At 70.8% G+C, this 10,583-nt stretch carries 10 protein-coding genes; 3 read left to right on the plus strand and 7 right to left on the minus strand.

The genetic code is table 11. The annotated features are described in order from the left end of the window. Positions 1 to 78 precede the first annotated feature (78 nt). Positions 79 to 942 (minus strand): phosphotransferase enzyme family protein, encoded by an 864-nt coding sequence (locus ACFXGX_RS28095; protein ID WP_384796199.1) that lies wholly within the window; start codon positions 940 to 942, stop codon positions 79 to 81. A gap of 246 nt (positions 943 to 1,188) precedes the next feature. Beyond that, positions 1,189 to 3,465, minus strand: a complete 2,277-nt coding sequence (locus ACFXGX_RS28100) for an MMPL family transporter (RefSeq protein ID WP_384796201.1) — start codon at positions 3,463 to 3,465, stop codon at positions 1,189 to 1,191. Positions 3,466 to 3,762: 297 nt separating this feature from the next. Between ACFXGX_RS28100 and ACFXGX_RS28105 the strand changes: the two genes are divergently transcribed. The 3 genes from ACFXGX_RS28105 (at position 3,763) to ACFXGX_RS28115 (ending at position 5,393) form a co-directional block, all read left to right on the plus strand. Next, positions 3,763 to 4,311: a DUF1697 domain-containing protein gene (locus tag ACFXGX_RS28105; RefSeq protein WP_384796203.1), complete on the plus strand. Its 549-nt coding sequence runs from the start codon at positions 3,763 to 3,765 to the stop codon at positions 4,309 to 4,311. Continuing rightward, a complete protein-coding gene (locus ACFXGX_RS28110) occupies positions 4,304 to 4,699 on the plus strand; it encodes a DUF4440 domain-containing protein (protein ID WP_384796205.1) in 396 nt (131 codons plus the stop codon). Before ACFXGX_RS28105 ends, ACFXGX_RS28110 begins: the two co-directional genes overlap by 8 nt. Before the next feature lie 76 nt (positions 4,700 to 4,775). Next, complete coding sequence (locus ACFXGX_RS28115; protein ID WP_384796206.1) at positions 4,776 to 5,393, plus strand: DsbA family protein; 618 nt, start codon at positions 4,776 to 4,778, stop codon at positions 5,391 to 5,393. Between the two features lie 27 nt (positions 5,394 to 5,420). Here the strand turns inward: ACFXGX_RS28115 and ACFXGX_RS28120 are convergent, their stop codons facing one another. From ACFXGX_RS28120 to ACFXGX_RS28140, 5 genes are all read right to left on the minus strand, one after another. Then, the gene (locus tag ACFXGX_RS28120) at positions 5,421 to 6,167 is read right to left on the minus strand and encodes a sirohydrochlorin chelatase (protein WP_384796208.1); all 747 of its coding nucleotides are present in this window, start codon (positions 6,165 to 6,167) and stop codon (positions 5,421 to 5,423) included. Positions 6,168 to 6,174: 7 nt separating this feature from the next. Beyond that, on the minus strand, positions 6,175 to 7,077 hold the full coding sequence (locus tag ACFXGX_RS28125; protein ID WP_384796210.1) for an ABC transporter permease: 903 nt from the start codon (positions 7,075 to 7,077) through the stop codon (positions 6,175 to 6,177). After that, positions 7,064 to 7,852 (minus strand): ABC transporter ATP-binding protein, encoded by a 789-nt coding sequence (locus ACFXGX_RS28130; RefSeq protein WP_384796212.1) that lies wholly within the window; start codon positions 7,850 to 7,852, stop codon positions 7,064 to 7,066. Before ACFXGX_RS28130 ends, ACFXGX_RS28125 begins: the two co-directional genes overlap by 14 nt. 36 nt (positions 7,853 to 7,888) lie before the next feature. Next, on the minus strand, positions 7,889 to 9,007 hold the full coding sequence (locus ACFXGX_RS28135) for an aliphatic sulfonate ABC transporter substrate-binding protein (protein ID WP_384796214.1): 1,119 nt from the start codon (positions 9,005 to 9,007) through the stop codon (positions 7,889 to 7,891). A gap of 232 nt (positions 9,008 to 9,239) precedes the next feature. After that, entirely contained in the window at positions 9,240 to 10,565 is a 1,326-nt protein-coding gene (locus tag ACFXGX_RS28140; RefSeq protein ID WP_384796218.1) for a sulfate adenylyltransferase subunit 1, read from the minus strand. Between the last annotated feature and the right edge of the window lie 18 nt (positions 10,566 to 10,583).

Genomic DNA, 10,583 nt, shown 5'->3' on the forward strand with positions numbered 1-10,583 from the left:
CTCCTCGCGCGGCCCCGGGCAGGAGGCCACCCGGCATCCGGGCGGGCACCAACATCCGGGCGGGCACCGGGCGGCAGGTCAGAACGCGTACCAGCGCACCGTCTCGTCGCCGTCCCGCAGTGACGCCACCCGGCGTTCGAACTCGGCCGACGCCTTGGGGTTGGTCGGCGCGTGCTGGGCGACCCAGGCGCAGCTCGCGGTCTCGCGGGCACCCCGGAGCACCGAACAGCCCTCCCACCCCCGCACATCCCAGCCGTACGTCTCGGTGAAGGAGTCGTAGGCCTCGGCGGGAAGCCCGTAGCGGTCGCGGGACAGGGCCATGACCACCAGATCGTGCTCACGCAGATCCGCGGAGAAGGTCTCCAGGTCGACCAGGACCGGGCCGTCCGGGCCGACGTGGACGTTGCGGGGCAGCGCGTCGCCGTGGATCGGGCCCGGCGGGAGGTACGGGGCGAGCGCGGCGGCCGCCGCGGCGAAGCCGTCGCGCCGCTCCCGCAGATACGCCGCGTCCGCGGGGGCGATCGCGTCGCCCGCCAGCCGCAGCCAGCGCTCCACGCCGCCGAGGAGTTCCCGGGGCGGCAGGGAGAAGGAAGGGGAGGGCAGCGCGTGCACCACGCGCAGCAGCTCCGCCAGATCGCGCGGCTCGGCGGGGCGGACGGCGTCGGGCAGCCGGTGCCACACCGTCACGGGGTGTCCGTCGACCAGCAGCGCCTCCGGCTCGGCGGCCCGTACCGCGGGGACACCCGACTCGGCGAGCCACGCGGCGATCGCCAGCTCCCGGCGGGCCCGGTCGTGGAGTTCGGCGTCGCGCCCCACCTTGACGACGAGATCACCGGCCCCGAACACCGCGTTCTCGCCGAGGGCGAGGAGCGACGCGTCCCGCGCCGGACCCGGCAGCACCTTCGCCGCGGCCAGTACGTCCCGCGCCCGTTCCTCGTCCATCGCCCGCCTCCGTGTCCTCGCGTACGACGGCTCCGGGGTGCGTGCCGTCCGCCGGTCAGTCTCCCATTCCCGCAGGCCGGAACGGCGAAGGGCCTGTCGGCCCCTCCGGGAGGAGGAGACCGACAGGCCCTGGGCGGGTGAGACCGTTCCGGCGACCGGCGACCGGCGACCGGCGACCGGCGACCGGCGACCGGTGACCGGCGACCGGTGACCGGTCGCCGAGCGGTCGTGGCCGGCGCCGGGTGCCTAGACCCCGGCCCGCTCGCCCTGGGGCAGTACCGGCTGCGCGACGGCCTCGGGGGCCTCGTCGTGGGTGAGGTCGGGCATCCGGTTCAGCCACTTCGGCAGGTACCAGTTGCGCTCGCCGAGCAGCGCCATCACCGCGGGGAGCAGGACACCCCGGATGATCGTCGCGTCGATGAGCACCGCGGCCGCCAGGCCCACACCCATCTGCTTCATGGACTGCATGGACAGTGTCCCGAAGATCGCGAAGACGGCGACCATGATGACGGCGGCGCTGGTGACGACACCCGCCGTGGTGACCACCCCGTGCCGGATCGCGTCCTTGGTGCTGCGGCCCCGCAGCCGTGCCTCACGGATCCGGGACACCACGAACACGTGGTAGTCCATCGAGAGCCCGAAGAGGATCACGAAGAGGAACAGCGGCAGCCAGGCGACGATCGCACCGACGCCCTCCGCGCCCACCAGGGACGCGCCCCAGCCGTGCTGGAAGACCGCGACGAGGATGCCGTAGGCGGCCGCCACCGAGAGGAGGTTGAGCATGATCGAGGTGATCGCGATCGTCAGCGAGCGGAAGGAGAGCAGCATCAGGACGAAGGCGAAGACGACCACGAAGGCGAAGACCGGGGTCACCGAGCCGATCAGCTGGTCGTTGAAGTCGTGCGATCCCGCGACCTGTCCGGTGATCGGCGCCTCAAGCCCGTCGACCTTACCGAGCGTCCGCGGGCGTACCGTGTCGCGCAGCAGCTCCAGGCTCTTCTCCGCCTTGTCCTGGTCGGAGCCGCCGACCAGCGGGACGTAGACGAAGGCGACGTTGTCCTCCGCGTGCACCTTGACGTCGACCGGACCGCGTGAGGCACCCGAACTCACGGCCGCCGCACGGAAGTCGGCGAGCGCGGCCTTCACATCGGCGGCGTTGATGTCCCGCGCCTTGACGACCACCTCGGCCGGCTCGGAGCCGCCGGGGAAGGCGTCGTTGAGCCGGTTGTAGGTGCCGACGATCGACAGCGAGTCGCCGAATTCCTTGTCCAGGGTGAGCTGTTGGGTCTTCATGCCGAGCGCCGGAGCGGCGATGGCGAGCAGCGCGCCCGTCGCGACGACCAGGGAGATCGCGGGCCGGGCGAGCACCACACGCAGGACGGCGCCCCAGAACCGGCTGCCCTCGTCGGCCGGACGGCGGTTGCTCCGGCCGCCGTTCGCGGCGCGCCGCTTGGCCCGGTGCAGGAACGGGATGCGGCCCTTCTCGACGCGCTCGCCGAGCAGGGAGAGCAGCGCGGGCAGCACGGTGACCGAACCGACCATGGCGACGGCGACGACCATCAGGGAGGCCAGGCCCATCGCCTCGAACTCGGCGAGCCCGGTGAACAGCATGCCCGCCATCGCCACGCACACGGTGACGCCGGAGACGATGATGGCGCGGCCACTGGTGGCGGCGGCGATCCGCAGCGCCGTACCGGCGTCACGGCCCGCCTCGCGCTCCTCACGCTCACGCCGCAGGTAGAACAGGCAGTAGTCGACACCGACGGCCAGACCCACCAGCAGCATCACGGAGTTGGCCGTGTCGCTCATCGGCATCAGATGGCTGACGATGCCCATCAGGCCCATCGTCGCCATGATGGCGGTGACCGCGAGCGCCACCGGAAGCAGCGCCGCCACCAGCGCGCCGAACGCGATCAGCAGGATGCCCAGCGCCACCGGGACGGCGGAGAGTTCGGCCTTCTGGAAGTCGTCGCCGAACGCGTCGTCGTACTGCTTCTTCATGCTGGCGCCGCCGATCTCCTCGATCCGCAGCCCGGCGTGGTCCTTCTGTACGCCCTTGACAGCGTTCAGTACGGGCTCGACGCGGTCGCCCGCCGTCTCCGAGTCGCCGCGCATGTCGAACTGGACGAGCGCGCTGCGCCCGTCCTTCGAGATCGACTTCGTGTCGTACGGCGAGGTCACGTCGCTGACCTTGCCGGTGGCGCCGACCGCGTCGACGACCGCGGAGACAGCGCTCCTGAACTCGGCGTCGGTGGCCTTGGTGCCCGCGTCCTTCGCCTGGATCAGAACCGTCTCACTGGCCGGCTCCTCGATGCCGGCATCCTCGATGATCTTGGCCGCGGTGTGCGTCTCGCCCTTGAGCTGGTCGCTCTCCTTGACGTCGACGCGGCCCGCCGCGGAGCCGAGGCCCATCGCCAGGACGACGAACAGCACCCAGATTCCGACGGCCGCCCATCGGTGGCGGGCGCTCCAGCCGCCTGCTCGCGCGGCGACGCCGCGCACCCGTGTGTCTGCGTTCCCCATGACGGGCCTGCCCCCTTGCGTACGGTGGCAGCCCCTGCCGCCACCTTTGTATTGAAGGTATGGGCCCGATAAGCGCGTCTCCTCGTACTGTCCGGTGAACCGCAGGACCTCCCGCTCCTCCCCGCGGACCCCGGGGTCTCCGCACTGGGGAGGACGGAAGCCCCTTACACGTAACGGCACTTCTCGGGGATGGCGCTCAGGGACCGGCCCCGCTCCCCGGCGGCCGGCGGGCGGCCCCGCGGGGTACGGCCGTCGCGCCCACCCCATGGCGCGCGGCGCCCGGCCTATGGTGTGCGGATGACGACGACGTACGCGGCGCTGTTGCGCGGCATCAACGTGGGCGGCGCGAAGAAGGTGCCGATGGCCGAGCTGCGCACCCTGATGGAAGGACTCGGGTACGGCGACGTCCGCACCTATCTCCAGAGCGGGAACGCCGCGTTCGGCAGCGACGGCGGAGACGAGGAGTCCCTCGCCGAGGAGCTCTCGGGGGCCATCGAGAAGCACTTCGGCTTCGGCGTCGGCGTACTCGTCCGCGAGCACGCCTATCTGCGGGCGGTCAGGGAGGCCTGCCCGTTCCCGGCCGCCGAGCTGGAGGCCAAGCAGCTCCACGTCACCTACTTCTCGCACCCCGTCGACGCCGAGCGCTTCGCCTCCGTCGAACCCGCGGCCTTCCTCCCCGAGGAGTTCCGCCTCGGCGAACGCGTCCTCTACCTCTACGCGCCCGACGGCCTCGGCCGCTCCAAGCTGGCCGAGGCACTGGCGAAGCCCAGACTGCTCAAGGGCGTCCTCGCCACCACGCGGAACTGGAACACCGTCGTCAAACTGGAGGAGCTGACCGGTGCTTGAGCGCAATCCCGCCGTCGAGGCCGCCATCGAGGGCGAACTGCGTCTGCTCGACCCGGCGGTCCGCCGCTCGGCCGAGCTCGTCGCCGCGCTGCTGCACCCCGACTTCTACGAGTTCGGCGCGTCCGGCCGCATCTGGGACCGCGACTCGATCGTCGCGCTGCTGGCCGCCGGGACGGAGGACGGCAGCCGCACCACGACCTCACGGGTGAAGGGGGTGCAGCTCGCCTCCGACCTGGTTCACCTGACCTTCGACACCGACAACAACGGCCGTCGGGCACACCGGAGTTCGCTGTGGCGGCTGTTCGGGAACGACTGGCTCCTCTACTTCCACCAAGGCACCCCGTACGGCCCCGGCGAGGCCGGCGCGTTCGTTCGGGGGACGAGCTGAGCCCGAGAATTGGCCCAGGATTTCCGTACGGGATTGGGCCGGGATTCCATGCCACCGGGTGACTAGCCTCGACGGTATGACGACCACATCGCCCACCCGGGTCGACTTCTGGTTCGACCCCGCCTGCCCCTTCGCCTGGATCACCTCGCGCTGGATCCTGGAGGTCGAACGAAGCCGTCCGCTCGACCTCCGCTTCCACGCCATGAGCCTCTATCTGCACAACATCGGCAACGAACTGCCGGACTGGTACCGGGACCTGGTGGACAGGTCCATCGGTCCGGTACGCGTGGCGGTGGCCGCGGCCGAGCGGCACGGCGAGAAGGTGCTCCGCGATCTCTACACCGCCCTCGGCACCCGCATCCACGAGAGCGGCATGAAGGACTTCGAGGCGGTGACCGCCGAGGCGCTCGCCGAGCTCGGACTTCCGGCCACGCTCGCCGACGCCGCCCACGACCCCTCGTACGACGAGGCGGTGCGCCGCAGCCATGACGCCGGAACCGAGGTGGACTCCGGCGCCTATGTGGGAACCCCCACCCTCCACGTCGACGGAACGGTGTGGTTCGGCCCCGTGCTCCGGGCCGTCCCCCGCGGTGAGAAGGCCGCCGAGCTCTTCGACAGCTTCCGTGTCCTCGCCGCCCACCCCGACTTCTTCGAGCTCAAGCGGACCCGCACCGGAGGACTCTCCTTCGACTGACCCCCTGGAAGTGGTGCCGTGCGAAGGTCAGGCGCCGACCGCGGCCAGCGACGGCATCCGCGCCTCGTCGTAGCGCTCCAGCAGGACCCGCGCGACCTCCGGCGCGGGACCGAGCACGTCGGCGAGCACGTCCGCCCCGGCGGCGCCCCGGGCGATGCGGTCCGGCAGGAAGCCGGGCGCCAGGACGTACGGCGCGACGGCGACGCGCTCGCAGCCGAGGGCGCGCAGCTCACGCACGGCGTCCTCGGTGCGGGGGAGGGCCGCGGAGGCGAACGCGGGCCGCACGGCGCACCAACCGGTGTGCCGCCACTCCCGCGCGATTTCTGCGATCACCGCGATCGCCTCCGGGTCGGTGGATCCCGCCGAGGCCAGGACGACCCCGGTCCGGGACTTGTCGGCGGGCGTCAGCCCGGCCTCGTACAGCCGGCGTTCGAGCGCGGCCGTCAGCAGCGGGGACGGGCCCAGCACCTCCGCCTGCCGGATCCGCAGCCGCGACGGTGCCTGGCGCAGCACCGCCGGGATGTCCGACTTGGCGTGGAAGGCGCGGGTCAGCAGCAGCGGCAGCGCCACCACATCGCGGATCCCCTCGGCAGCCAGGGAGTTCAGCACCCCTTGTACGGAGGGGATGTTGAAGTCGAGGAACGCGGTCTCCACGCGCAGGCCCGGGCGCTGGGCGCGCACCCTTCGCACCAGGGCGTGCACCGTCGCGGCGTGCCGCGGATCGCGGCTGCCGTGGGCGATGACGACGAGGACGGGACGCTCGGGCCTGCTCATGACAGGGTCAGCCCTTCACCAGGAGTCCGCGGCTGCGCAGCACCCACCGCTCCACCGGGCTGAAGACGATCAGGTCGATGGCGATGCCGACGAACAGGATGAGGAAGATGGCGAGGAAGACCATCGGCATGGAGCTGGCGTTCCGGCCGTTCTCCAGCAGTTGGCCGAGGCCCACGCCGAGGTCGGGGGAGGAGGCGATGATCTCCGCAGCCATCAGGGAGCGCCAGGAGAACGCCCAGCCCTGCTTCAGACCGGCCAGATAGCCCGGCAGCGCGGCCGGCATCACGATGTGCCAGGTCCCGCGCAGACCCGTCGCGCCCATCGTGCGGCCCGCCCGCAGGAACAGCGGCGGCACCTGGTCCACGCCCGACACCAGTCCGTTGGCGATCGAGGGGACCGCGCCGAGCAGGATCACCGCGTACATCATCGAGTTGTTGAGCCCCAGCCAGATCACGGCCGGCGGCACCCACGCCACCGACGGCAGGGACTGCAGACCCGACAGGATCGGACCGATGGCCGCGCGCACGAACTTCACCCGGGCCACGATCAGGCCCAGCGGCGTCCCGATCACCAGGGCGAGCAGGAAGCCGAGCAGACCGCGCGAGACGCTGGTCCAGATGTAGTCGAGCAGTGTGCCCTGGAGCCAGGCGTTCTGCACCTCGCCCCAGACGTCGGACGGCGAGGGCAGCTTGGTCGGGTCGTCGACGATCTTGAAGGTGATCAGCGCCTGCCAGGCCGCCAGAACGATCACGAACGCGATCAGCGGCGGCAGCACCTTCTGCCGGAACGTCGTGCCGAAGGAGCGGCGGCCGGCCACCGAGGACTCCAGCGCGTCGAGGCCCGCCTCCAGCCCGCCCAGGCCGTCGCTGTCCTTGACGGCCGCGTCGGACTTCGTCTCAGTGCTGGCCATGGCGGCGGATCTCCCCACGCAGTTCTTCGGTGATCTCGATGGACAGTTCCGCCACGGGCGCGTCCTCGATGCGGCGCGGCTGCGGGATGTCCACCGTCCACTCGCGGGCGATGCGCCCCGGACGGGAGGACAGCAGGACCACACGCTCGGCGAGCCGCACGGCCTCGCGGACGTTGTGCGTGACGAAGAGGACGGACAGGCCCGTCTCCCGCCAGATCCGCGTGAGTTCGTCGTGCAGTACGTCCCGCGTGATCGCGTCGAGCGCCGCGAACGGCTCGTCCATCAGCAGGATCTGACTGTCCTGCGCGAGCGCCCGGGCGAGCGCCACGCGCTGGCGCATACCGCCCGACAGCTCGTGCACCCGCTTGCCGTACGCGCCCTTCAGCCGGACGAGTTCGAGCAGTTCCTCGGCCCGCTCGCGCCGCTCCGTCTTCGCGACTCCCCTTAGCTTCAGGGCGAGTTCGATGTTCTTGCCCGCGGTCAGCCACGGGAAGAGGGCGTGCTCCTGGAACATCAGAGCCGGACGCCCGTTGGTCGTGACGGTGCCGGCCGAGGGCTCGTCCAGCCCCGCGACCAGGTTCAGCAGTGTGGACTTGCCGCACCCCGAGGCCCCCAGGAGGGTGACGAACTCGCCCGGCGCGACATCGAGGGTGATGTCGTCGAGGACGAGCTGGGGACCCGCGGGTCCGGCGAAGGACTTCGAGACGTGCTCGATGCGGGCGGCGTACTCCGTCGTGTCGGCGCCGTGGGCGGCCTTGGCGAGCGTCGTGGCCATGGTCGTCACCTCCTGGGAACTCATCGGGATCCGGGCTTACTTGACGCCGAGACCGGCGTCGTCGACCGGGCTCTCGCCCGCGGCCTTGAGGACCTTGTTCAGGAGCGTCAGGTCATAGATGCCGGTCAGGATCGGCTTCTCCAGGAGACCGGCCTTCACCGCGTGGTCCGCCTCGGTGTGCAGCGTGGACGCCAGCGGGTCGTTGGTGATCTGGATGGACTTCCAGGCCGGGTCGAGGACGTTGGCCGGCAGCGCCTTGCCGGAGTCGGCCTCGAGCTGCTTGTTCGCCGACGCCTTCGCCTCGTCCGGGTTGGCGTTGATCCACTTGTTGGTCTCGACGGAGCCCTTCAGGACCGCCTCGACGACCTTCGGGTGCTCCTTGAGGAACTTCTGCGACACGATGATGTTCGTGATCACGAACTTCTTGTCGGGCCACAGGTCCGACTCGTCGAGCAGCACCTTGCCGCCCTCGGCGACCAGCTTGGACGCGGTGGGCTCCGGGACCCAGGCGCCGTCGATGGAGCCGGACTTGTAGGCGTCCGGAGTGATCTTGTTGTCGACGCGGACGACCGACACGTCACCCTTGCCGCTCTGCGCGTCGACCTTCCAGCCCTGCTCGGCGGCCCAGTTGAGGAACGCGACGTCCTGCGTGTTCCCGAGCTGCGGGGTCGCGATCTTCTTGCCCTTGACGTCCTTCAGGGACTTGATCTTCTTGGGGTTCACCACGAGCTTGACGCCGCCCGCGGCCGAACCGCCGATGATCCGCAGGTTCTTGCCCTCGGACTTGGTGAAGCCGTTGATGGACGGCGAGGGGCCGATCCAGCCGATGTCGATGGAACCCGAGTTGAGCGCCTCGATCTCGGAAGGCCCGGCGTTGAAGACCTGGTACTTGGCGGTTGTGGCGCCGAGCTCCTTCTGGAAGATGCCCTTCTGGTTGCCGACCAGCGCGGTGGCGTGCGTCAGGTTGCCGAAGTAGCCGATCTTCACGGAGTCGAGTCCGTCGATCTTCTTCGAACCGGCGGCGACCTTCGCCTTGGTGTCGTCCTTCGCGTCCGAGCCGTAGCTGCAGGCGGCGAGCGTGAGCAGGGGAAGAGCGGTGGCGAGGGCTATGCCGCGGGTCAGCAGCTTGGAACGCGTGGAGCGGATGGCAGGCACGGGAGGTTTTCCTCTCGGTGGCCCGGCGGTCACGTTTTCATTCGTGGCCGGGAAGGTCGGCAGGTCTTCGTCGCATCCGGGACGACGTCGGGTGGGGGGACGGGGCGCGCAGGCAGTGCGCGTACGTCATCGCGCACATCGCGCCACCCCGCCCTGCCCGCTGCCGAGGGCGCCGCTGCCGACGCGGCCGCCCTCCTTCGCGAACGTGGAGTAGAAGTCGATGGGATTCATGTCAGAAGTCCCAACCGTCGTCGTCGGACTCGTCCTTGACCGGCTGCGGCGCGGCGAAGGACTCGCCGACCATTCCCGCGGTGAGGGTGGTGCCGTCGGCGGGGTCGATGAGGATGAAGGCGCCGGTGCGGCGGGAGTCGGCGTAGGAGTCGAGCGGGAGGGGTTCGGCGGTGCGGATCTTGACGCGGCCGATGTCGTTGGCGACCAGCCGGCCCGGGTGCGGGTGCAGCGAGAGGTCGTCCAGGGTGAGGCGGGAGGGGATGTCCTTGACGATGGCCTTGACCGTGCGGGTGCCGTGCTTGAGGAGCACGCGGTGGCCGACGGTCAGTGGCTCGTCGGCGACGTGGCAGACGGTCGCCTCGACGTCCTGGGTGGTCGCGGGCGCGTCCTTGCTCGGCACGAGCAGGTCACCGCGCGAGACGTCGACGTCGTCGGCCAGCAGGACGGTCACCGACTGGGTCGTCCACGCCGCGTCGACGGGCTTGCCGAGCAGGTCGATGCCGGAGATCGTCGTCGTCCGTCCGGAGGGCAGGACGGTCACCTGTTCGCCGACGCGGAAGGTTCCGGCGGCGATCTGGCCCGCGTAGCCGCGGTAGTCGGGGTGTTCGGCGGTCTGCGGGCGGATCACGTACTGCACGGGCAGCCGGGCGTGGCAGTGCGCCAGGTCGTGGCTGACCGGCACGGTCTCCAGGTGCTCCAGGACGGTGGGGCCGCCGTACCAGTCCATGTTCGCGGAGGGTTCCACGACGTTGTCACCGGCGAGCGCCGAGATCGGGATGGCGGTGATCTCGGGGACGCCCAGTTCGGAGGCGTACGCCGTGAACTCCTCGGCGATCGCGGCGAACACCGTCTCCTCGTAGCCGACGAGGTCCATCTTGTTGACGGCGAGCACGACGTGCGGGACGCGCAGCAGCGCTGCGATCGCCGCGTGCCGGCGGGTCTGCTCGACCACGCCGTTGCGGGCGTCGACCAGGACCACCGTCAGTTCGGCGGTGGAGGCGCCGGTGACCATGTTCCGGGTGTACTGCACATGGCCGGGTGTGTCGGCGAGGATGAAGCGGCGGCGCGCGGTGGCGAAGTAGCGGTAGGCGACGTCGATGGTGATGCCCTGCTCGCGCTCGGCCCGCAGGCCGTCGGTGAGCAGCGCGAGGTCGGGGGTGTCCTGGCCGCGGTTGCGGGAGGCGTGCTCGACGGCCTCCAGCTGGTCGGTCAGGATCGACTTCGAGTCGTGCAGCAGGCGGCCGACGAGGGTGGACTTGCCGTCGTCGACGGAGCCCGCGGTCGCGAAGCGCAGCAGGGTGGTCGCCGAGAGCTGTTCGACCGACAGGGGCTCGGTGGGTTCGGT

The organism is Streptomyces sp. NPDC059371, assembly GCF_042751995.1.
In the GTDB taxonomy this organism is placed as follows: domain Bacteria; phylum Actinomycetota; class Actinomycetes; order Streptomycetales; family Streptomycetaceae; genus Streptomyces.

Excerpts from the sequence above, each read along its gene's own strand:
- ACFXGX_RS28095 (WP_384796199.1), bottom strand. The coding sequence starts at position 942 with ATGGACGAGGAACGGGCGCGGGACGTACTGGCCGCGGCGAAGGTGCTG.
- ACFXGX_RS28100 (WP_384796201.1), bottom strand. The coding sequence starts at position 3,465 with ATGGGGAACGCAGACACACGGGTGCGCGGCGTCGCCGCGCGAGCAGGC.
- ACFXGX_RS28105 (WP_384796203.1), top strand. The coding sequence starts at position 3,763 with ATGACGACGACGTACGCGGCGCTGTTGCGCGGCATCAACGTGGGCGGC.
- ACFXGX_RS28115 (WP_384796206.1), top strand. The coding sequence starts at position 4,776 with ATGACGACCACATCGCCCACCCGGGTCGACTTCTGGTTCGACCCCGCC.
- ACFXGX_RS28120 (WP_384796208.1), bottom strand. The coding sequence starts at position 6,167 with ATGAGCAGGCCCGAGCGTCCCGTCCTCGTCGTCATCGCCCACGGCAGC.
- ACFXGX_RS28125 (WP_384796210.1), bottom strand. The coding sequence starts at position 7,077 with ATGGCCAGCACTGAGACGAAGTCCGACGCGGCCGTCAAGGACAGCGAC.
- ACFXGX_RS28130 (WP_384796212.1), bottom strand. The coding sequence starts at position 7,852 with ATGGCCACGACGCTCGCCAAGGCCGCCCACGGCGCCGACACGACGGAG.